Annotated in this window: 32 protein-coding genes and 2 pseudogenes; 26 read left to right on the top strand and 8 right to left on the bottom strand. The window is 53.9% G+C overall.

Annotation, left to right across the window (positions count from 1 at the left end; genetic code table 11):
- The 10 genes and pseudogenes from KHX94_RS12285 (at position 1) to KHX94_RS12245 (ending at position 4,272) form a co-directional block, all read left to right on the top strand.
- Entirely contained in the window at positions 1 to 372 is a 372-nt protein-coding gene (locus KHX94_RS12285) for a putative holin (RefSeq protein ID WP_213680865.1), read from the top strand.
- A complete protein-coding gene (locus KHX94_RS12280; protein WP_213680864.1) occupies positions 369 to 680 on the top strand; it encodes a phage holin family protein in 312 nt (103 codons plus the stop codon). Before KHX94_RS12285 ends, KHX94_RS12280 begins: the two co-directional genes overlap by 4 nt.
- Positions 677 to 1,486: an N-acetylmuramidase domain-containing protein gene (locus tag KHX94_RS12275; protein ID WP_213680863.1), complete on the top strand. Its 810-nt coding sequence runs from the start codon at positions 677 to 679 to the stop codon at positions 1,484 to 1,486. Before KHX94_RS12280 ends, KHX94_RS12275 begins: the two co-directional genes overlap by 4 nt.
- A pseudogene (gene lysB, locus KHX94_RS12270) lies at positions 1,479 to 1,859 on the top strand (Rz-like lysis system protein LysB); the annotation flags it as partial. The gene KHX94_RS12275 and the pseudogene lysB, both read left to right, overlap by 8 nt.
- Positions 1,750 to 2,007: an Rz1-like lysis system protein LysC gene (gene lysC / locus KHX94_RS21820; RefSeq protein ID WP_425314012.1), complete on the top strand. Its 258-nt coding sequence runs from the start codon at positions 1,750 to 1,752 to the stop codon at positions 2,005 to 2,007. The pseudogene lysB and the gene lysC, both read left to right, overlap by 110 nt.
- Entirely contained in the window at positions 2,004 to 2,471 is a 468-nt protein-coding gene (locus KHX94_RS12265) for a phage tail protein (RefSeq protein ID WP_213680861.1), read from the top strand. Before lysC ends, KHX94_RS12265 begins: the two co-directional genes overlap by 4 nt.
- A complete protein-coding gene (locus KHX94_RS12260; RefSeq protein WP_213680860.1) occupies positions 2,453 to 2,902 on the top strand; it encodes a phage virion morphogenesis protein in 450 nt (149 codons plus the stop codon). Before KHX94_RS12265 ends, KHX94_RS12260 begins: the two co-directional genes overlap by 19 nt.
- A 153-nt stretch (positions 2,903 to 3,055) precedes the next feature.
- Entirely contained in the window at positions 3,056 to 3,625 is a 570-nt protein-coding gene (locus KHX94_RS12255; RefSeq protein WP_213680859.1) for a hypothetical protein, read from the top strand.
- Positions 3,615 to 3,815, top strand: coding sequence for a phage virion morphogenesis protein (locus KHX94_RS12250; protein ID WP_213680858.1), 201 nt, complete (start codon positions 3,615 to 3,617; stop codon positions 3,813 to 3,815). Before KHX94_RS12255 ends, KHX94_RS12250 begins: the two co-directional genes overlap by 11 nt.
- 172 nt (positions 3,816 to 3,987) lie before the next feature.
- Complete coding sequence (locus KHX94_RS12245) at positions 3,988 to 4,272, top strand: hypothetical protein (protein ID WP_213680857.1); 285 nt, start codon at positions 3,988 to 3,990, stop codon at positions 4,270 to 4,272.
- Positions 4,273 to 4,372: 100 nt separating this feature from the next.
- On the opposite strand, the gene KHX94_RS12240 is transcribed toward KHX94_RS12245, so the two are convergent.
- Positions 4,373 to 4,708: a hypothetical protein gene (locus tag KHX94_RS12240; RefSeq protein ID WP_213680856.1), complete on the bottom strand. Its 336-nt coding sequence runs from the start codon at positions 4,706 to 4,708 to the stop codon at positions 4,373 to 4,375.
- A gap of 150 nt (positions 4,709 to 4,858) precedes the next feature.
- Between KHX94_RS12240 and KHX94_RS12235 the strand changes: the two genes are divergently transcribed.
- The 15 genes from KHX94_RS12235 to KHX94_RS12170 all read left to right on the top strand — a co-directional run bounded on the left by KHX94_RS12235 (position 4,859) and on the right by KHX94_RS12170 (position 16,248).
- Positions 4,859 to 5,467, top strand: a complete 609-nt coding sequence (locus tag KHX94_RS12235) for a phage baseplate assembly protein V (RefSeq protein ID WP_213680855.1) — start codon at positions 4,859 to 4,861, stop codon at positions 5,465 to 5,467.
- A complete protein-coding gene (locus KHX94_RS12230; protein ID WP_213680854.1) occupies positions 5,464 to 5,793 on the top strand; it encodes a GPW/gp25 family protein in 330 nt (109 codons plus the stop codon). The genes KHX94_RS12235 and KHX94_RS12230 overlap by 4 nt, the downstream gene beginning before the upstream one ends.
- A gap of 40 nt (positions 5,794 to 5,833) precedes the next feature.
- Positions 5,834 to 6,826, top strand: coding sequence for a baseplate assembly protein (locus KHX94_RS12225; RefSeq protein WP_244859135.1), 993 nt, complete (start codon positions 5,834 to 5,836; stop codon positions 6,824 to 6,826).
- Positions 6,823 to 7,353 (top strand): phage tail protein I, encoded by a 531-nt coding sequence (locus tag KHX94_RS12220; RefSeq protein WP_213680852.1) that lies wholly within the window; start codon positions 6,823 to 6,825, stop codon positions 7,351 to 7,353. The genes KHX94_RS12225 and KHX94_RS12220 overlap by 4 nt, the downstream gene beginning before the upstream one ends.
- Complete coding sequence (locus tag KHX94_RS12215) at positions 7,350 to 8,603, top strand: hypothetical protein (RefSeq protein ID WP_213680851.1); 1,254 nt, start codon at positions 7,350 to 7,352, stop codon at positions 8,601 to 8,603. Before KHX94_RS12220 ends, KHX94_RS12215 begins: the two co-directional genes overlap by 4 nt.
- 68 nt (positions 8,604 to 8,671) lie before the next feature.
- Positions 8,672 to 9,442: a hypothetical protein gene (locus tag KHX94_RS12210; RefSeq protein ID WP_213680850.1), complete on the top strand. Its 771-nt coding sequence runs from the start codon at positions 8,672 to 8,674 to the stop codon at positions 9,440 to 9,442.
- A gap of 111 nt (positions 9,443 to 9,553) precedes the next feature.
- On the top strand, positions 9,554 to 10,474 hold the full coding sequence (locus tag KHX94_RS12205; RefSeq protein ID WP_425314011.1) for a phage tail sheath subtilisin-like domain-containing protein: 921 nt from the start codon (positions 9,554 to 9,556) through the stop codon (positions 10,472 to 10,474).
- Positions 10,384 to 10,725, top strand: a complete 342-nt coding sequence (locus tag KHX94_RS21815) for a phage tail sheath C-terminal domain-containing protein (RefSeq protein WP_425314069.1) — start codon at positions 10,384 to 10,386, stop codon at positions 10,723 to 10,725. Before KHX94_RS12205 ends, KHX94_RS21815 begins: the two co-directional genes overlap by 91 nt.
- 9 nt (positions 10,726 to 10,734) lie before the next feature.
- Positions 10,735 to 11,253, top strand: a complete 519-nt coding sequence (locus tag KHX94_RS12200) for a phage major tail tube protein (protein WP_213680849.1) — start codon at positions 10,735 to 10,737, stop codon at positions 11,251 to 11,253.
- 64 nt (positions 11,254 to 11,317) lie between these two features.
- Entirely contained in the window at positions 11,318 to 11,614 is a 297-nt protein-coding gene (locus tag KHX94_RS12195) for a phage tail assembly protein (protein WP_213680848.1), read from the top strand.
- Positions 11,615 to 11,618: 4 nt separating this feature from the next.
- Entirely contained in the window at positions 11,619 to 11,756 is a 138-nt protein-coding gene (locus tag KHX94_RS12190; RefSeq protein WP_213680847.1) for a GpE family phage tail protein, read from the top strand.
- Entirely contained in the window at positions 11,749 to 14,370 is a 2,622-nt protein-coding gene (locus KHX94_RS12185) for a phage tail tape measure protein (protein ID WP_213680846.1), read from the top strand. The genes KHX94_RS12190 and KHX94_RS12185 overlap by 8 nt, the downstream gene beginning before the upstream one ends.
- A 5-nt stretch (positions 14,371 to 14,375) precedes the next feature.
- Positions 14,376 to 14,819: a phage tail protein gene (locus tag KHX94_RS12180; RefSeq protein ID WP_213680845.1), complete on the top strand. Its 444-nt coding sequence runs from the start codon at positions 14,376 to 14,378 to the stop codon at positions 14,817 to 14,819.
- A gap of 205 nt (positions 14,820 to 15,024) precedes the next feature.
- On the top strand, positions 15,025 to 15,864 hold the full coding sequence (locus KHX94_RS12175; RefSeq protein WP_244859134.1) for a contractile injection system protein, VgrG/Pvc8 family: 840 nt from the start codon (positions 15,025 to 15,027) through the stop codon (positions 15,862 to 15,864).
- Positions 15,865 to 15,969: 105 nt separating this feature from the next.
- A complete protein-coding gene (locus KHX94_RS12170) occupies positions 15,970 to 16,248 on the top strand; it encodes an Ogr/Delta-like zinc finger protein (RefSeq protein ID WP_213680844.1) in 279 nt (92 codons plus the stop codon).
- Here KHX94_RS12170 and KHX94_RS12165 read toward each other — a convergent pair.
- Together KHX94_RS12165 and KHX94_RS12160 are read right to left on the bottom strand one after the other, a co-directional pair.
- On the bottom strand, positions 16,245 to 16,676 hold the full coding sequence (locus KHX94_RS12165; protein ID WP_213680843.1) for a type II toxin-antitoxin system HicB family antitoxin: 432 nt from the start codon (positions 16,674 to 16,676) through the stop codon (positions 16,245 to 16,247). The two genes, KHX94_RS12170 and KHX94_RS12165, sit on opposite strands and share 4 nt — an antisense overlap.
- Positions 16,677 to 16,728: 52 nt before the next feature.
- Complete coding sequence (locus tag KHX94_RS12160) at positions 16,729 to 16,908, bottom strand: type II toxin-antitoxin system HicA family toxin (RefSeq protein WP_213680842.1); 180 nt, start codon at positions 16,906 to 16,908, stop codon at positions 16,729 to 16,731.
- A 389-nt stretch (positions 16,909 to 17,297) separates the two neighbouring features.
- On the opposite strand from KHX94_RS12160, the gene KHX94_RS12155 reads away from it, so the two are divergent.
- A complete protein-coding gene (locus tag KHX94_RS12155) occupies positions 17,298 to 17,588 on the top strand; it encodes a helix-turn-helix domain-containing protein (protein WP_213680841.1) in 291 nt (96 codons plus the stop codon).
- Between the two features lie 379 nt (positions 17,589 to 17,967).
- Here KHX94_RS12155 and KHX94_RS12150 read toward each other — a convergent pair whose 3' ends face one another.
- The 5 genes and pseudogenes from KHX94_RS12150 to KHX94_RS21165 form a co-directional block, all read right to left on the bottom strand.
- Positions 17,968 to 18,225 (bottom strand): hypothetical protein, encoded by a 258-nt coding sequence (locus tag KHX94_RS12150; RefSeq protein WP_213680840.1) that lies wholly within the window; start codon positions 18,223 to 18,225, stop codon positions 17,968 to 17,970.
- Positions 18,222 to 18,515, bottom strand: coding sequence for a hypothetical protein (locus tag KHX94_RS12145; RefSeq protein WP_213680839.1), 294 nt, complete (start codon positions 18,513 to 18,515; stop codon positions 18,222 to 18,224). Before KHX94_RS12145 ends, KHX94_RS12150 begins: the two co-directional genes overlap by 4 nt.
- Positions 18,512 to 18,736 (bottom strand): hypothetical protein, encoded by a 225-nt coding sequence (locus tag KHX94_RS12140; protein ID WP_213680838.1) that lies wholly within the window; start codon positions 18,734 to 18,736, stop codon positions 18,512 to 18,514. Before KHX94_RS12140 ends, KHX94_RS12145 begins: the two co-directional genes overlap by 4 nt.
- A gap of 13 nt (positions 18,737 to 18,749) precedes the next feature.
- Positions 18,750 to 20,045, bottom strand: a pseudogene (locus KHX94_RS20535) (replication endonuclease); the annotation flags it as partial.
- Complete coding sequence (locus KHX94_RS21165) at positions 19,982 to 20,680, bottom strand: replication endonuclease (RefSeq protein WP_280529658.1); 699 nt, start codon at positions 20,678 to 20,680, stop codon at positions 19,982 to 19,984. The pseudogene KHX94_RS20535 and the gene KHX94_RS21165, both read right to left, overlap by 64 nt.
- Positions 20,681 to 20,775: the final 95 nt, after the last annotated feature.

Genomic DNA, 20,775 nt, shown 5'->3' with positions numbered 1-20,775 from the left:
ATGAGCGAACCCGTTACCACCTCAACCGCCACTGCCTACGTTTTTACCGCCGGCCTGTTAACCCTGCTGCCCGGGGTGGACCCCGGCGTGGTCATTGGTGCCTTCACTGGCTCACTGCTGTTCATCATCAGTGATGACAGCTCCGGCCATTGGCGTAAGGCCAGCCTGTTTATCATCTCGTTTCTGGGTGGTTTGCTGTGTGCCCAGTGGGCCGCCAATCTGCTCAGCCTGGCACTGCCCAGCACCATTGCGGTCAATCCGGCCATGGCGTCCATTATTGCCGCCGCCAGTGTCGTCAGACTGCTGCAGAAGCTCACCAGCGAACCTGACACCTTGCTTGATTTCATTCGTTCATTCAGGGGGAAGAAATGACCACACTCAACGCCCTCATCTGTCTCGCCATTGCGCTGCGCCTGGCGCTCTTTGTCAAACGCCGTTATCGGCCGTGGATTTCGGTACTGGCCTATCTGTTGACGGTCGCCTGTGGCAGTCAGACCCTGCTGGCACTGCTGCATGTGGGCAACGCCACCCACTGGAGCGTATTACTGGCAAACGCGGTGTTAGCCGTGCTGGTGTTTAGCGCCAACGGCAATCTGGCGGAGCTGTTCAAGAGCAGCGCTGCCCACTCACGGTTGTCGAGCTGGTTACTGCATCAAAAACCCGTTAAGGAGAAAGCATGATGTTGCAATTGGGGGCCAAGGGGCACCAGGTCAAATGGCTGCAACAGCAGTTGCTGCAGCAAGGCACCGTGATTGCGGTGGACGGCGATTATGGCGAGGCCACCCGTCAGGCGGTCCTGCGTTATCAGTTGGACAACGACTTGCCACCCACTGGCAGTGTCGGCCCGCGCATGCTGGCACGGCTTGCGGGCAAGGCCAGACCGGAGTTGCTGACCCTGCGGGATTTGCAGCAGGCGGCAAACACGCTGGAGATTGCGCTGGCGACCATGGTGGCCCTCGCCAATGTGGAATCCCAAGGCAACGGCTTCTTTGATAACGGCAAGGCGGTGATTTTGTATGAGCGGCATATCTTCTATCGCCAGATTGCCGTTACCGACCAGGCCCAAGCAAATGTGCTGGCCGAGCGTTACCCGAATCTGTGTAACCCCAAGCCCGGTGGATACATCGGCGGCGCCAATGAATACAGCCGCCTGCGCGCAGCCTGCTCTCTCGATATGGACGCGGCCATTGAGGCGTGCAGCTGGGGCATGTTCCAGATAATGGGCATGCACTGGCAATCTCTGGGCTATGACTCAGCCATTGCCATGAGTCGCGCCATGGCCGCCAGTGAAGCCGAACAACTCAATGCCCTGGTCAAGTTCATCATGGCCGACAGCAAACTGCACCAGGCATTGCAGCAACGCAAATGGGGCGAGTTTGCCAAGCGCTACAACGGCCCCAACTATCAGGCCAACAATTATGACATCAAGCTGGCGCGCAGTTATCAGCAGCTCGATGTGCTGCTGAAGGAACAAGGTTATGAGTAAGGCGCTACTGGCAGGCATCGTCTATGCACTGCTGAGCCTGGGGGCCATGTACTGGCTCTATACCGATTTGCTGGATACCCGCGAGCGCGCCGGCAAGTTAGCGCTTGCGGTTGCACAGTCGCAGCGCAGTATCGATGCCATCCAGAAAACCGCCCAGCAGAACCAGGCAGCGCAGGCCGAACTGCGCCGCCGCCTCAATACTGCCAACAACCTTGCGGCCACCCAGTCGCAGCAACTGGAGCAACTGAAACATGAATACGCCGATGTTAAAGCCTGGGCTGATACTGCTCTGCCCGCTGCTATTATCCGCCTGCGCCAGCGACCAGCCCTTAGTGGCAGCGCCGCCTATCGACAATGGCTGTCCGCGCGTAGTGCCCTGCTCGCTCCCACCGGCGAACCCGAGAAGCAACGAGGGGCTCAGTCAGGAGATTGACCAGCTAGAGCCAGGCCTGGCACGCCTGCGCCGCCCAGGTCGACATGATAGTGGAATGCCAGCAACAGCAGGAGCAAAAGGCGCATGAATAAACCGCAGCAACTGCGCGAACTGCTGAGCCAAGCGGTACCGCATCTGCGCCATCATCCCGAGGCGCTGCATATCTTTGTCGAGAACGGCAATATCATCGCCACCGCCGCCAAGGGCAATCTCAGCTATGAGTACCAGTTCAACTGCATCATAGTGGTGACCGATTACCGTGCCCATGCCGATACCTTGATTGTGCCCATCTTGGGCTGGCTGGCGACCGAGCAGCCAGAACTTTTAAGCAATCCCGATAAACGCGCCAATGGTTTTAAGTTTCGGGCGGAGCTGATTAACCACACCACCTGCGACATTGAAATCACGCTGGCACTCACTGAACGGGTGAAAGTGAGCACGCAAGACGGCCAGCTCACCGCCGAACATCTGCCGGAGCCTCAGTTTGATGAAGCCGGCGATTACACCCTGTATGTCAATCAGGAACTGACCCCATGGCCGCCGATAGCTTAAGCCACCTTAACGACCAGTTTGACGGACTGATTGAGGCGCTATCACCACAAGCGCGTAAGCAACTTGCCAAACAGATCGCCGCCACCCTGCGCAAGTCTCAGGCGCAGCGTATCAAGGCCAACAAAAACCCGGATGGCAGCGCCTACATCCCACGCAAACCGCAACCGGGGCACATCAAACGCAAACTGATGTTCCAGAAACTCATCCGCAGCAAGTGGCTCAAGCAGCAAGCCACACCCAACGCCGCCACGGTCAGCTTTACACCGACCATTAGTCATATTGTGCGAGCGCACCAATACGGCCTTAGGGGAAGATTAAAAGGCTATATCGAGGTGCAGTACCCGCAGCGTGAGCTGCTGGGGTTCACGAAAGAAGAACTAGCAGCAGTGGAAGAACTGCTGCTGGATTGGCTGAATTCTTCAATACGGTAGTTTACTGCACCTACTTATCAACAATCTTTGGAATGTCCGGTCTACAATGATGAAGTCGACCAAATCTTCGTAATGGCATAAAGTGACTATTTAAGTGCTTAGATTTGCAGCAAGCGCATCTTAATGTGTTATTAGACGGTCAAGGGAGAAGATATGCCAGAATGGGTATCCATGGTTTTTGGTCAAGTGATCTTAGCAATCCTAACGGGCCTAGTATCCAGCGCGATGTTTTTCTTCTTTCTGTCCAGATTTAGGCCTCAGATTGAAATTTCCCCTGAAATTGCACGCGGCATCAGCACCAAAAATGGTGAAACAACCTATGTAATAAAAGTCATCAATAGAACAAGAGATGATATAACGGATATTAATGCTCAAATGCACCTGTTTAAGTGTCATCAAACAGCAACAGGGAAAATTTGGAAATCTGATGAAGTTGTATTGAAAAGATCTACGCCTATATGTATCGACAAATTTGACAAAAAAGATAAGAACGCAAATTACGCTTATCGATTCTTAACCTATGAAAATCTGGACGCAAGGTGGAGTGATGAAAACACCCAGTTTATTCGTTTTCGTATAATCGCTAGACATGCGACCTCTGGGTTTGGAGGGGCGTTCAAAAGAGATTACCGTATAAAACAGAAAACTATCGTAGATGGCACATTTTCAAAAGGAAACACATTTAAGATCGTATTGAAACAAACGCAAACTGATGAGCAGTAAAGGCCCCTACGCTGCTACAGATAGCTATACGCCGACCATCAGCCGCATGGCACGCGAACACCAATACGCGCTAAGAGGAAGATTGAAAGGTTATATCGAAGTGCAATATCTACGACGCGAACTGCTGGGGTTTACGAAAGAAGATCTAGCAACAGTGAAAGAACTGCTGTTGGAATGGGTAGGAGACTAATTTCGTCATTTATAAAGATGTACGAAACTATATTTAATCAATTATTTGCTTAATCTCACAGATTTCATTTTTTTGGTTCAACGATGCTTGAATGGTGAGTAATTAACTCCATAGAACATATGAGACGTTTCACTAAAGGTCTCATAACCATTGAAATGTAAAGAGGACAAAAATGTCGAATGAAGAAAAGGTCACTAAGTGGCTAAAAGAGAACACCGATCTGTCTTGGACTCGAACAGGCGGAGATTCGCCAGCAGTTAAAGAAGATCGTGAATACATAAACCGTAGCGAAGGCTATGAAATTCGGGACTTTATTCTTAAATATTACAAAGAGTGCGGCCTAGAACACAGTGATAGCAACTACGAAATAACTTTTAACAAAATCAATAATTTCAATCCCGGTAAAAAAGTGAAAACAGAAGATTTACTTGCTCACCTTTCTGCGAAACATAAATAGTTCAAAACAATACGAACAGATGCCATACCTCCGATAGAGAAATCGTGATGGTATGGCCCCTTCTAAATTAGAACACGATAAGAAAACAATTAACTAACGCTTATAAACCACTAAGTTTATCGAGTCCTAATCTAATAGCTGAATAAAACAACATTAAGTAAATCAGCCAAAAACACAGTGTCAACCCAAACTTATTAATTGTCGATATAGTTAATTCATTGATTGCTTTCCCTGCCTCAAAAGCAGAGCACAACCCATACCCCACAGCAAAAAAGGTTAACAACAACATAAAAAAATAAATTAATAGATGATTTGAATCCGGTGCTTTCAACCCAAAGCTGACAACAGCCGCAGCAACAAGCATAGTTACAGGCACAACAAGCCTTTTGATTGCAAGGTCAAAAATATCTAAGCCAGCTTTTAAATTATTATCCATACCCATACCCATAACGAAAAATTAACAAATTTACTTTTATATAGCGACATTACTGACCAAGAACATTAAAAGTCTAACCAATATCTAGCTGAATCCAGTCACCTCCTCAACCACTTGCCTCACTGATTTACTCCCTCGACCATGATGGCTATGAATGCCATCACCCTGTTGGCCGATCTTCGTCGGCGTATTGATAACCTGCTGCGCCTGGGCACTGTTGAAGCCGTCCGGGCCGGTGAGTGCCGGGTAAAATCCGGTGAACTGCTGACTGATTGGCGCCCGTATCTCACCCAACGTGCAGGCTCGGCCCGCAGCAGTTGGCGCCCCACCAAAGGTGAGCAGGTGTTGCTGCTGTCGCTTTCGGGCGATGTTACCAACGCCTATGTGTTGCCAGCACTGTATTGCGATGCGCTGCCCGAACCTGATGACCACCCGACCCGCAACCGCACTATCTATCCCGATGGTGCGGTGATTGAGTATGACCCCGAAGTTGGTGCCCTCACCGCCAAGGGTATCAAAACCGCACGGGTGCAGGCGTCCGAAAGGGTCACCATCGATACCCCCAACGCCGACTTTACGGGCAATGTCTCTATTGCCCAAAAGCTCACCGTTAACCAAGGCGTATCGGTTAAAGGCGCGATTGACCATCAGGGCCAGATGACCAACCAGGGCGGCGTCAGTATTGATGGCATTGCCTTCGGGACGCATAAACATGGCGGTGTAGATACCGGCAACGGCACCTCGGGAGGCCCACAGTGAATGTGACCACCGGCCAGCGCCTCAGTACCCGCGACCATATTGCCCAGAGCATCCGCGACATTTTGTGTACACCCATTGGTAGCCGGGTGATGCGCCGCGACTACGGCTCAGCGCTGTTTGAGTTAATCGACCAGCCACAGCATGGTGCCACCCGCTTGCGCTTGATGGCGGCGATTGTCGATGCCCTCACCCAATGGGAACCCCGGGTGCGCATTACCGCCGTTACTCTGGGCAACAGCGCCTTGGACGGCAAGCTCATTATCACGCTGGAAGTGCAACGCAGCGACACCCAGAGCAATGAGCAGTATCAAGTGAATTACGGGTAAGTGCGGCCACCGCACTGCCAAGCACCAATAGGGCTACATCATGAGTGTCATCAATTTAAACCAGCTGCCATCTCCCAACATTATTGAAGCCATTGATTATGAGACCATCCTCAGCGAGATGACATCATCCTTAATCGGCCTCGACCCGAGCCTGAGTGAGGTGCTGGCGCTTGACTCCGAGCCGCTCAACAAGCTGCTGCAGATTGTCAGCTACCGGGAAATGCTGCTGCGCCAGCGCGTCAACGAAGCGGCCAAGGCGGTCATGCTGGCCTATGCGCTCGATGCCGATCTGGATAACCTCGCCGCCCTGCTTGGGGTCAAACGCCTGGTGATTGATGCAGGTGACCCCACCGCCGCCACGCCCATTCCGCCGACCTATGAAGAAGATGAACCCTTCCGCCAGCGTATCCTGCTGTCACTGGATGGCTTATCGGTGGCCGGCCCCGCCCGCGCCTATATCTATCACGCGCTCAGTGCCGATGGCCGGGTGCTGGATGCCAGCGTGGAAAGTCCACAGTTCACCACCTACACCCTGCCGGAGGCATTGGCGGCACAGTTGCCCAGTAACGTCATGGTGCTGCAGTGTACCTATGATGCCGGGCTGCCCCATCCTCGGCCGGGCGATGTGGCAGTGACCGTGTTATCGCGTGAAGGTAACGGGGAACCCAGCAGCGAGCTGGTTGATACGGTCAACACCCGCCTGTCAGGCGAAGACTTGCGACCATTGACGGACAACGTCTATACCCGCAGTGCCACGATTGTGAATTACCGGGTGGATGCGCAGCTCTATACCTTCGCAGGTCCCGACCCTACGGTGGTGGTATCGTCCGCCATTACCGCAGTAAAAGCCTACATCAACGATAACCGCCGCCTCGGACGCAGTGTCACCCTGTCCGGGTTATATGCAGCGCTGCATGTGGGCGGTGTGCAGCGGGTTGAGCTGCGCTCACCCACCGCGGATGTGCATTGCAGTATCAACCAGGCGGCCTTCTGTGACGACATTCAGGTGGTCTATGGAGGTATCGCGCAATGAGTCATTCACTATTACCGCCCAATGCCACCGCGCTTGAGCGTCATCTGGAAACCGTGTTGCTGCGCGCCACCGAACTGCCGACCCCGCTGCGGGAGATATGGAACCCCGACACCTGCCCGGTGGCCTTGCTGCCCTGGCTGGCCTGGTCTCTTGGGGTGACCACCTGGAAGTCCTACTGGCCGGAGTCCGTGCGCCGCAGCATCCTGCGTAGCGCTATTGAAACCAAACGCCGACAGGGTACCGCCCAATCGGTGCGTACCGTGGTGGAGTCCTTTGGTGCGGCACTGGCACTGCGGGAAAGCCGTGAAGGCGCGCCCCATCACTTTGATATCACCATTAACGCCCCGGAAATGGACGGCGCCAGTATTACCGCCCAGTTTCAGCAGGACATCATTGATGAAGTGACGCGGGTGAAACCGGCGCGCTCATACATGACCGTCCAGGCTTCATTGACTGCCGACACCCGTTTATTGCTGGCCGGCGCGGTGCGCGCCGCCAATTACACCCGCTTGGAGTTAGCTGTATGAACCTCACCATCACCGCGGCGGGCCGCGCCGCCCTTATCAACGCCCAGAATACCGGCACCAACGCCATCACCATTACCGCGATTGGCCTGAGTGAAACCGCCTTTGACGCCACCCCCGACGTCACAACGCTGCCAAAGGAAATCAAACGCCTGGACACCTTTGCCGGCGAACTGGTCGATGATGACACGCTGCATGTGACCATCCGCGATGAATCTAATGATGCTTACCAGTTAATCGCCTTTGGCCTCTATAGCGATGATGACACCCTGTTCGCGGTGTATTCACAGCCGGAAGTCATTCTGGAGAAAACTCCGAGTGCCGTGGCCTTGCTGGCGGTGGATATCAAGCTGTCCGCTGCCGATGCCGCGCTTATCAATATCACCGGCGATACCAGCTTCATGCTACCGCCGGGCACTGAATCCGTACCGGGGCTGCTGCAGTTGACACAGGACAGCTCACCTCTGGATGACCGCCACCTGGCCGTCCACAGTGCGCGCGTAACCCAGATGATTAACCTGCGGTTTGCTGACAGCGGTCTGGACGATGTGGCCCACTGGAATGCCGCCTGGCACTGGGGCAATCATGCAGTGGCCGGCTATCGCTATGCTGGCACCGGTAACGAGCAGGTGCGCAATAACAGCCAGCTCGATGCCCGCTATGTGCAGCAGGCCAGCCGCGGGGTCGCTGGCGGCGTGGCAACCCTGGATGCCAACGCCAAAATCCCGCTCAATCAGATCAACGATTCAGTGTTAGGTCAGGTCGAATACAAGGGCGTGTGGGATGCGGCCAATAACGTGCCGGCGCTGCCCAGCGTGCCCGCCAAGAAAGGCGATTATTACATTGTCAAAGTGGCCGGCAGTCAGTTTGGCCTTACCTTCGAGCTAGGCGACTGGCTCATCTCCAATGGCAGCCAATGGGACAAGGTGGATAACACCGATGCGGTCTCTTCGGTGAATGGCCGTACCGGCCATGTGTCACTGAATGCCGCCGATGTGGGTGCTGCGCCCACCACACACAGCCACAGCTGGAGTCAGGTGTCCGGTATCCCTGCCACTGCCAGTCGCTGGCCGTCCTGGAGTGAAGTGAGCAGCAAACCTGCCAGCTTTCCCCATCCGGGCACAGCCACACGGAATTGGGTGGTAACAACTATATATCCGGGCTTGGCGGCGCCGTCCTTCTTTGGCTCGGGCAAACTGCGCTACCAGATGCTGGGCAATGGCAGTAATGGTCTGGGGGCGTTCCAGGTATAAGCTGGAGTGATTGCCTGTGGATCTCAGCTTACAGCGGCACCGATGTAAAGGTGTCCAACCTGCTGTGCATGGACAAATCGGGCGCGGGTCGCATCGGCTTCAGACAGCAGGCGTATGACGCCAGCACCTGGGGGCCGTTTAATGAGCTCTACCACACCGGGCACAAGCCCAGCTACGCAGAAGTCGGTGCCGCCCCCGCCACACACAGCCACAGTTGGAGTCAGGTAGCCAATATCCCGGTGACCGCCAGCCGCTGGCCCGCCTGGAGTGAAGTGAGCAGCAAGCCCGCCACTTTCCCCCCGGCGGCCCACACGCACGACTATGTCCCGACCGCCCGCAAGGTGAACGGCAAGCCCTTGACTGCCGATATCTCACTGTCTGCTGCCGATGTGGGTGCCGCGCCATCCTCGCACAGCCACAGCTGGAGTCAGGTGTCCGGTATTCCCGCCACCGCCAGCCGCTGGCCGTCCTGGAATGAAGTCAGCAGCAAACCGTCAAGTTTCACACCCTCGGCCCATAGCCACACCGGCAAGATGACCTTTACCCTGCTGTTAGGTTCTGCCGTTGCACAGGGAAACTTCACCCTGTCCGCGCCGTACTCCAGTTTTGATGGATTGGTGGTGATTGCCGGCGGTGATGACAGCTCCTATGCAGCCATGAGCTTTCTGCCCACCGACATGCTCAATGCGGTGAGGTCGCTGGGACTGGATGTGTGCCTGCTACAGTCTGATGGCATTCGTTTCCGGGGCTATTTCAGCAGTAACAACCAGACCTTTGTCACCACCTCGGAAAACGCCAAGGTACACCGCATTTATGGCTACAAATACACAGTGAGTTAACGCCGTCCATTACCCCGCGTGAGTCACCCCTCAAGCCTTTGCCTGGCTCCTGATGGGTTTGCAAGCTAACGCTGCTAATGCTGAGTTTGCAAACCTCATGGAGCCCACTTTATGTCTGATTACCACCATGGTGTGCGTGTCGTTGAAATCAACGAAGGCACCCGCACCATCCGAACTGTTGCCACATCGGTGATTGGGATTGTCGCCACTGGCGATGACGCCGATGTTGACCAATTTCCGCTGAACCAACCGGTGCTGCTGACCACCCCGAAAAATGCCATTGGCAAGGCCGGTAAAACGGGCACCTTGAAACAAACCCTGACGGCCATCACCAATGTGGTCAATACCATGGTGGTCGTAGTGCGGGTTGCCAGTGGTGCCGATGACGCAGAAACCTCTGCCAACGTGATTGGTACCGTCACCGAAGACGGCCAATACACCGGCATACAGGCGCTACTGGCAGCGCAGTCACAGCTTGGCGTGAAACCCCGTATTCTGGGGGTGCCGGGACTCGATACCCTGCCAGTGACCACCGCCTTGTGTACCGTTGCCAAGAAACTGCGCGCCTTTGTGTATGCCTATGCCCATGACTGCGCCACCAAAGAAGCGGTGGCCGCCTACCGTGAGAACTTTGGCGACCGCGAACTGATGCTCATTTGGCCGGAGTTTATCGAATTCAACACCGATACCGCACAAAGCAGCGCCGTGCCGGCGACCGCCTATGCTCTGGGCTTACGTGCTTACATTGACAAGACCGTGGGCTGGCACAAGACGCTGTCCAACGTCACCGTGCCGAACGTCACCGGTATTTCCAAGCAGGTATTCTGGGACTTGCAGGACCCCGATACCGATGCGGGTACCTCAACAGTCACGATATCACCACCCTCATCCGGCAGGACGGCTTTCGCTTCTGGGGCTCACGCACCTGCACCGATGACCCACTGTTTGCCTTTGAAAACTACACCCGCACCGCGCAGGTACTGGCCGACACCGTGGCCGATGCGCATCTGTGGGCCATCGATAAACCGCTGACACCCACACTGGTGAAAGACATTATCGAAGGCATCAATGCCAAGTTCCGCGAACTCAAGGGCCAGGGCTATATCGTTGATGGCAGCGCCTGGTACAACGAAGACCTCAACGAAGCCGCCACCCTCAAGGCGGGCAAGCTGTACATCGATTATGACTATACGCCGGTACCGCCGCTGGAAGATTTGACCTTCCAGCAGCGCATTACTGACACCTATCTGGCCGATTTTGCTGCCGCCGTGGCAGCGGCATAAGGAATTCCCATGGCATTACCCCGTAAGTTAAAACACCTCAACGTGTTCATTGATGGCGAAAGCTGGGTTGGTGAAGCAGAAGAATTCACCCCGGCCAAGCTGACCCGCAAGTTTGACCCCTATCGCGGTGGCGGTATGCCCGGTGCCGCCAATATCGATATGGGGCTGGATGATGCAGCCCTGGATATCGAGTTTGTGTTCGCTGGTTACAGTGAAGCCATCACCAAACGCCAGGGCGCCAGCAAGATTGATGGCGTACCGCTGCGCTTTGCCGGGTCATTCCAGCGCGATGACACGGGCGAGGTATCCACCGTCGAAATCGTCTGTCGCGGCCGCTTCAAGGAGATTGACCGCGGCACCTTCAAGAATGGTGAAAACAGCACCTCCAAAGCCAGCATGAGCTGCACCTATTACAAAGAGGTGCTGGATGGTCAGGTGCTGCATGAAATCGATGTCATCAACATGATTGAAATCGGCCCGGATGGTGTTGACCGCATGGCCGAGCACCGCAAAGCCATTGGCCTCTGATTGTTCCCGCCCCGTGCCCGCCTTGGGCATGGGGATTTTTAGCGTTTACCTTTGAGGAAATCCCATGAGCACTGAAACCGTCACGCTCGATAACCCTATTTCGCGCGGTGATACACAAATTACCGATATTACCCTACGCAAACCCAAAGCCGGCGAACTGCGCGGCCTGAACCTCAATGACATTCTCAACATGGATGTCAATTCCCTCACGATACTACTGCCACGTATCTCCAGTCCGATGCTCACCAAAGACGAAGCGCGCCAGTTGGAGCCGGAAGACCTGCTGCTGTTAGGGGTGCCGTTGCCAATTTTTTGTTGCCGAAGCAGCTGCGGGAACCCAGCTCCCCGGATGCGTAGATGAGCTGATGGCGGATATCGCCATCATCTTTCACTGGCCGCCCAGCGAAATGGCGGCCTTTACCCTGGATGAACTGCAGCACTGGCACACCCTGGCGGTGAGCCGCTGGAACCGAATGAATAGCGCCGAGAATGCCGATGAATAGATTACAGCTCCAGGTGATTTTAGCCGCCGTTGACAAGGTCACCGCCCCACTGAAAAAGATGCGCGGCGCCGGTTTAAAAACCCAAGAAGCTTTCAAAGAGACTCGCGCCAAGGTGAAGCAGCTGGAGCAGCAGACCCGGCAGGTACAAGGCTATCGCAACACCGCCAAGCAGCTAGGCATGACCTCGGTACAGCTTAAAGAAGCGCGGGACCAGATGGCCCGGCTGGCGCAGGAGATGAAGGCCAGCACCGCACCTAGTAAATCCCTGACCCGCAGTTATGCGGCCGCGCAGCACGAAGCGGTACGGCTCAAGACCCAGCAGCAACAGCTGGCAATTTCACAGCAGCGGCAGCGCACTGCCCTGCGTGAAGCGGGCATTGATACCCGTCACTTAAGCCGCTATCAGCGGGAACTTTCCGCGTCACTGGCACGTGCCAATGACCAGCTCCAGCAACAAAAAGACCGCTTAGAACAACTCTCTGCAAGGCAGAAAAAGCTCAATGCTGCGCGCCAGCAACTGACCAACAGCCGAGCCGTTGCCTCAACCCTCGCTGGCAAAGGCGCTACCGCCATGGCAACCGGTGGCGCCGGGCTTTATGCCGGGGCGCGCTTGCTGGCACCCGGGGTGGAATACCAGACCGCCCAGTCCAAGGTACAGGCGCTCACCCGCCTGGATGCCAACAGCCCACAGCTTAAAGCGCTACGCCAGCAGGCCCGGCAACTGGGGGCCGATACCAGTTTTACTGCCACTGATGTGTCCCGCGGTCAGGCGTTTCTCGCCATGGCCGGCTTTACCCCTGAGAGCATTCGGGCGGCCATGCCGTCCATGCTCGATTTGTCCAAAGCGGGCGATATTGACCTGGCCCGCACCGCCGATATCAGCTCTAACATCCTGTCCGCATTCAAGCTGCCAGCCAGTGAGATGACCCAGGTGGCCGATGTGCTGGCACTGACCATGACCACCTCTAACGTGGACTTGGAGATGCTGGCCGAAACCATGAAGTACATGGGGCCGATTGCACAAACGGCGGGCATGAAGCTTTCCGAAGCGGCCGCCGCGGCGGGCCTGCTCGGTAACATCGGCATCCAGGCATCCAACTCCGGTACCGCACTGCGCGCCATGCTCAACCGTCTGGCCGGTCCTACCAAACAGGCCAAGGCACTGTTTGAGGAACTAGGCGTCAACACCAAAGACGCCAAGGGCAATATGCGCAACATCATCACGGTGATGACCGATGTTGCCAAGGCCACTGAAAAGATGGGCTCCGCTGACCGCCTGAGCATCTACAAGACCCTGTTTGGTGAAGAAGCCGCCAGCGGCATGAATGAACTGATAGGCCAGGCCGGCAGCCAGGGCTTTGCCAAGTATGCCAGGCAGCTTGCCACCGAAAGCCGCGGCGTAGCCAAACAGATGTCGCAGGTGATGACCGATAACATCAAAGGCGATTTAGATACGCTTTATTCCGCCGTGGATGATGTGCGTATCCAGCTGTTTGAAGGCGATAGCGATAACCTCCGAGGCCTTGTCCGGGACATTACCGACGTGGTGCGTGCCATCGGCGGCTGGGTAAAAGCCAACCCGGCACTGGCGAGCGGCCTGCTCAAAGGGGCACTGGCTATCTCCACCCTGGCCGCGGCCGGCGGCGGGCTGGCGGTGATGATAGCCGGCTTGATCGGTCCCTTTGCCATGCTGCGCTACAGCACCAGTGTGCTCGGCATCAAGTCACTGCCCGCCCTTGGCCGTGGGCTGGGACTGGTCACCGGACTGTTCAAGGGCTTGCTGCTGGGGATACGGAGCCTGTCGCTGGCGCTGCTCACCACGCCGTTTGGCTGGATAGTGCTGGGGATTGCGGGGCTGGTGACCGCCGGCTACCTGCTAGTCACCCACTGGGACAGTGTTAAACAATACCTGCTGCAGTTCTGGGACGCCATCAAGCCCGGATTCGTGGCTGGCTGGAATGTTATCAAGCAGGTGTTTAGCTGGTCACCCATGGGATTTATTGCCAGTCACTTTGCCGACATCAAAGCCTTTCTGGGCAGCTTGCCGCAGCAGTTCAGCACCTTGGGCGGCCTTATCATGGATGGGCTGATCGCCGGCATCCAGGGCAAGTTTACCGGTCTCAAGGATTCACTGGGCAACATCATCAACGGCTCGGTGGCTTGGGTGAAAAACCTGCTGGGCATTCACTCGCCGAGCCGGGTATTTGCCGCCATTGGTGACTACACCATGCAGGGCTTATCGCTGGGGCTTGAGCGCTCGAGCGACACCCCGCTGCAATCGGTGGCAAGTCTCAGTAAAACCCTCAAGGCCACCACGCTATCGCTCGGTCTTGCCAGCACCCCGATGCTGGCAACCGCCAACGAGACGGACCAACCCACGCCCGGCGCGCAAGAAACATCACCACTGACCCTGACCCACGCGCGGGGTGCCAACCCTCGGCCGAGCCAACCCGCAGCGGTTTACATCGATGCTGGTATCAATGCGCCTATCACCATTCAGACGCAACCCGGCATGGATAACCAGGCCATCCTGACGCTATTGCATCAAGAGCTGGACCGCCGTGAACAACAGCAGCAGGCACGCCTTCGCAGTTGCCTGCAGGATTTGGAGTAACCACCATGATGATGACCCTGGGGTATTTTGTGTTTAGCCGTAAAACCGTGCCGTTTCAGAGCACCGAGCAGACCATGCTGTGGCGCCACCCCAGCAATGCCCGAGTCAATGCGAGACCAGTCAGCCAGTTCCTGGGACCCGGCGATGAAACCCTGACCCTCAGCGGGGTACTGGTACCGGAAATTACCGGCAATGACCTCACGCTGGGACTACTGGTGAAGATGGCCGACAAAGGCGCGCCCTACCCGCTGATTGATGGCACCGGCAAGGTCTATGGTCATTACGTCATTGAGAAAATCAGTCGCAGCCGTAGCGCCTTTTTTGATGATGGCGCACCGCGCAAGATTGAGTTTTCCATTGAGTTAAAACGGGTGGACGAGCAGGACCTGCCCGGTCTGCTACAACTGACCAGCAGCATTAACCTGCTGCGCGATTTGAGGAACCTGTAATGCAGCCGGATTACCGTATTGTGGTGGACGGCAAGGACATCAGCAGCAAACTCCGGCCACGGCTTATCAGCCTGACTCTGGAAGACAAACGGGGCTTTGAGGCAGATACCCTGGAGCTGCAACTGGATGACAGTGACGGCCAACTGCAGTTACCCCGAAAAGGGGCCAGCATGCAGGTACTGTTAGGCTGGCAGGGGAAGGACTGGTGGATAAAGGCCGCTACACCATTGATGAAATCAGCCACAGCGGTCCCCCGGATGTGCTTACCCTACGCGGCAATGCCGCCAATCTGCGTGGCAGTCTACAAAAATTGCAGGAGCAAAGCTGGCATGGTGTCACCGTGCAAACCCTGGTGGATACCATCGCCAACCGTCATACGCTCAAAGCGGTGGTGACCCAGGCTCTTGCCAGCGAACTGATCGACCACATTGACCAGGCCAGCGAATCCGATGCCGGCTTTCTCACCCGGCTGGCGCAGCAGTTTGATGCCATAGCTACTGTCAAAGCTGACAACCTGCTGTTTATCAAAGCCGGCCAGGCCCAAAGCGGCAGCGGGCAAGCGCTTCCGGTCAGCACCATTACCCGCAGCAGCGGCGACCGTCACAGCTTTAACGTGGCCGACCGCGAAAGCTATTCTGGGGTGATTGCCTACTGGCAGGACACCAGGGGCGCAAAACGCCAGAGCCTCACCGCAAAGCGACAATCAGCCAAGAATGACAAACAGGTACTGATTGGTGATGACGACAACGTAAAAATCCTGCGCCACATCTATGCCAGCAAAGAGAACGCCAAACGTGCCGCCCGGGCAGAATGGGACAAATTGCAGCGCGGTGTGGCGCGTCTGCAGTTAACGCTGGCAAAAGGGGATCCGGCGCTGTTTCCCGAATGTCCAGTGACGGTATCAGGCTTCAAGCAGGAGATTGACCAGCTCGGCTGGCTACTGGTCAATGTGCGGCATGAGGTCAGAGACTCAGGTTATACGAGTCAGTTGGAGTTTGAGGTAAGAAACAACTTATCAAATGACAGTAAAAACAATTCAAATTGATTTTTAAGACTTATTCACATGGTTGTTTTTTGATACAATATATAAATAAATTAACCAATTATCATGCGTTACAGATGTGCGCAGTAACAATGAGGACTTAGTAACATGAGCAAAGGTAACGGAAATGGTATGTACTGTCCTAACTGTGGGGGCCGGGCTCACTTGCGCCGAACTAAACAAATGAGTGACTGTACTCGTGAACGTTTGTACGTGTGCAGCAATATCGAAGGTGAAAAACCTTGTGGTATGTCGTTTGTTGCAATTGAAGAAGTGCAACGAATGGTAGTGCCACCGGCCATAAAAACCCCTGGCAAAGTAACACTACCTATGAGCCACTGCGCACAGCGGCTATATGGGAACAAAGACGCTTCCGCCTCAATTTAAGCTGCACTCTCACTATGCTCTTTACTACGTGCTAACTCGCGCATTGCTGCTATCTGCAAAAAGTTGCTGCGGCTTTTATATTCGGGCATCTGCTTAACGATATCATCAATGCGTTTTGTCACTAAAGTTGGTAACGTGACATTGATTTTCGCAGCCTTACCCATGTATGGCTCAATGTCTACGTCCACAACTGCCCACGCCCAGCCCTGATATTCAGGATCTTTCTGCCATGTTGCCAAATCACCTGCTTGAGGCGGTAATTTTCCACGTTCAGCCAAGTCTTCTAAATACATCTCCGCGGCTTCTTTAGCATTGGATAACGCCTCCTCTAAAGTGTCACCCGCAGAGAAGCAGCCAGCCAAATCAGGAAATGCCACACCATATGCCACGTCGGTATCGCCAATTTCAATTGCAATGGGATATAACATAACTTTGCTCCATTACTTACTTCTATCAGTTCAGTGAGGGATAAGGAGGGGCTTATAGCCCCGCCTGCCGTTTTAGCTTTTGAACCAATCCCTTACCTAAATCTTTCTTTGGGTGAGGAACTACCACAGGATCTTCGTAATCTGGATGTCTAAATTTATGGTGACTTCCTCTTACGCTGACAAGCTGCCATCCATTGGATTCCAAAAGCTTAATCAGGTCTGCACTCTTCACTAAACCTCCCACCTGTTTAATGTGGAGTTATAATAACCCCAATTGACCATATCGTCAAATCAGAATAACCCCAATAACTCTACTTCAATAACTATTTGATGATCATGGTTGACGAATAGCCGTTTTATAATGTTCCACAATCAACACAAAAAGGCTGATGGCTATATCTTTCTCTCTCTCAGTGGTAGCACTTTCCATGGCGCCAATTACGATATCCAATTGATCTATCAGCATGTGCATATTCACAACTCCGTCTGATTACTACGATCCGTTACATTTTGATATTAATACTTTTTCTCAGACACAAACCGCAAAAAGCTGCTGGCACTCCTTTTAATTTCGGTAAAATTCTACGGCTCAAAGTCATCCTTCACAGGAATGTGCGTAATATGGCAATCAGATTTGCTCTGATCGGGAAACGGATTAGCCATCATAGAAAGCGGCTTAAAATGACTCAGTTAGAGCTTGCAACAGAAATCGGAATTGGGGAACGAACAATGGGGAAAATCGAAGGCGGTTATGACATGCGTTTATCTGTTTTGCTGGCAATTGCTGATGTGCTCAACGTGCCGTTGGCTGAATTATTGGATTATGAGCAGACAGCTCCACTATCGCTGTCTGCTCAAGAACGACAAAAAATTATGTATCACCTAAAGGCCATTACTGACCTGTTGCCGTGACACTGCTTGGGCTCGTCGGTGTTTTCAATGAAAACTCCTTGCAAGGCGTAACTGATATTTCTGCAATTAATGCATTAGCAGCATTTTTATCACTCTCAGAAACGGCCGTATTCGCCATTAGTTCAGCCAGCAAACCGATCTGCTGTAGCTTCAAGCATATACACATAAGTACAACTCCTTACTTGTTCATTCGCCAAATGGCATAACCTATTATCCACAGATTTTTAATCGCGCAACTATGTGCATTTCAATCGCAAAAGAAGCTGCGTGTGGATATCTAAACATGTAAAAACAAGTTAATGATCGTTCGGCTGAAACGAGCTAATAAATACCGTTTTCATTGAAAACGATGTTCGTTTCAGTCGAAGGGTTGCACGGTCTAAAAAGTGTGGTATGGGGCGTTTAGTGCTTTCATTACGGTGAATATTGCGCTGTCCAGCTCGGTAGCTTTGCGCAATACTTCGCTAATCTCATGCCCGCCAGCTACGGTGTAATCTACAACTAGGTTACCGTTTTCTATACGCAAACTATCTGCAGTGACATTCATCCGCAGCCAAAACTGATTAAGCCTAGCGGTGGTAATGCGGTCTATCTCTTGCTGACTAATATTCACTTGAGTGGTAGCGGTGATGATCACTGGTTTACCTCCATTTGCAAATTGTTCTGAGTGAACCCATAACCTTTTCGTGCATTTTCTCGTTCGTTGATGCGGTACACGATCATTGCTTTGGCTTCTAATGTAGCTTTTGCGGTACCTAAGTTGCCTTTAGTTTGGCCGTTCAAGGCGGCAGCTGTGGTCAAGTTATGGCCGCGCACGTAGTAATCTACTAGGCCGCCTATAATGCCTTCGCTGGTAATATCAGTGAGGCTGATTAAATCCATGATCGTCGCTTCCTGTTCGATACCTCTGAGCAATGTTTGCATCATGTATTCATCTCCGCTTTTGCTCTGCGGCCATTTTTAATGTCGTTAAGTACCTGTCGGCAGCGTTCCCGTTCTGCTGGCTGCAGGCAGTCTAACCAGGCGATGATTTGCTGGCGTGATCTGCTGCTGTCGAGCATATTTCTACAGCGCTGGAAGCGCTCAAAGCACTGGCGGCTTTTAAGCTGCTCTGCGGCGTATCGGTCTCTGTCTTCTTGTTTGTTCATGTCATAAATGCAGCTAGAAGTCGGCATAGTCTTCAACGTCCTCCCAATATTGTTGCTGTGTTTGCTGGCGCTGGCGTTTGTTGTGCATTGCGGTTTCGATGCGCTCCAGTTCCAGCACGTCGGTAAGTTGTTCGATGGCGAGCTGCGATAGCTCAATGCTGCTCTGGTTGTTGATCCAGTCCTCTATGTCGCCGTCTTGGTGTTCTTCCATCAGCTTCCACGCTTCGCGGCGTAGGCGCTGGCGTTCTGTGGCGATGTATTGGCGCTGCTCGGCCTCGGTGATGGCGTCTAGATCATGAAAATCGGCGTTATTTTCTTCGGCGGCATCGGTTGCGCGGCTGACGATGAGCATTTCAGCCCCGGTTTGACCTGAGCGGCGCAGGCGAATTAAGGATCCCTCGGAATTGATAACGGCCCCCTGTCGCAGTAGCGCAAGATCACACGCTTCAACCCCCAGTTTTTTAAGTTCAGCGATCAATCGTTGATCCTTTTCTGGTGTTTTTGATCCTCGCGTACAGTTATTGTCAGAACTCCAAGCTGCGCGGCTGTCGCCGCTTTCAAAAGCAACAGCGGAGCCGTCTGTCTGCCCGAGTCCCTGCCGTGAAATCTCCCAGCCTTCAATTCTGGTGATCGCCCCTAACGTGGCGGACATGACACCGCGCAGGCGGGTGATATCTTCCCCGTACTGGTTTGCGGCTTCATCTATCGCTTTCATTAGCTTTACTGGGCGCAGGGCACGTGGCAGGCAAGCGCCGCCCATGGTTTCAATGAAGCGCTGCCAGTCGGCGTTATCGGCAGTTCGACGAATAGTTTCGAGAATGTCTTCACTGTTCAGGGGTTCGCGGATTCGGCGTAATTCACGCCATGCTGTGACAGATGGACCGCCAATTTGTTGAAACTGACGCAGCCCCCAAAGACTCGCCCAGGCGGCTACACCTTCGGCACCATGAATACCTGAGCTTTCAGCCTCAAAATCATCTGCAACATATGCACCGTCGATATTCTTGGCGATATATTTGGCAATGTAGCCCGTGGCGCTGCCACGCTCGGGGTCAATGGTTTTAAAGTCGAAGCGTGGGCGGTATCCCTGAAAGTTACGACCACGATGGCCCTTCGGTGGTGCTAGCTCAGCTTTGTCATGCTGTAGGGCATAGCGGCGCATAATGGAACGCAGCAAACGCAACTGCTCTGGTTTCACAAATAGAAGCAAGTGCCAATGTGGAGTGCCATCATGATGCGGCTCTACTACACGGAAACCGAAAAATTTAACCTCATTACGTGCCAGCGCAGCGCGACATTTAGCCCACTGGTGGCATAGGTAACGCTGGGTAACTCTTGGGCTGGCGCCCTGATAACGCTTGTTGGCGTGACTCGTTCCCTTTTACTTTTGACATAACTGTGGAATCGGCTCGGTGCCGTCCAGGTGTAGAACTCGCCAACGTAGTCATTATCCTTAGCGTATTCTTCAAAACCACGCATCCGCACCATGAGTTCATTACGGCGATTCTGAGGATTGGCAACACTGGTAGCCACAGCATCAGCTAACAACATCTCCAAGTCATGATCACGGTTGATCACAAAGTTGCCGTTCAACCATGCCTGCGCTATCTGTTTTCGCGCTTTGTAGTCGCGCAGTGACTTGTTAGAAACATAAGGCGAGACTCCTGAACGGACTTTACCAACGACAATGGCGGCATGTTCCTGATATCGGCGAAACATACGCTCAAGCTGACGAGTCCACCATTTATCGTCTGTCAGACGGCAAACAGCCCCTAGCACGGCATTATAGAAACTTGGATCGCGTTCAAACTCACCCGCTGCTTTACGCGCTTCATAGTCTTCAAATGATGGCAATGCCGGGCAGATACCCCACTGGTCAGCCGGTTGACGCACGGCAGAGATCAGCGCTTTTGCATCTACCTGCTTGTGTCCGTAGTCGGTCATTTGGTGCAGCAGCAACTGGCAGCGGTCGGCCCATTCCCGCGCCAATGCCGCTCGGCGAGTTTCGGTACTCATATGAAACAGTGGTACAGGAAACC

It is taken from the genome of Shewanella dokdonensis, from assembly GCF_018394335.1.
In the GTDB taxonomy this organism is placed as follows: Bacteria; Pseudomonadota; Gammaproteobacteria; order Enterobacterales; family Shewanellaceae; genus Shewanella; species Shewanella dokdonensis.
The sequence above is the reverse complement of the archived record's forward strand: the minus strand, read 5'-3'. Positions and strand labels throughout refer to the sequence as shown.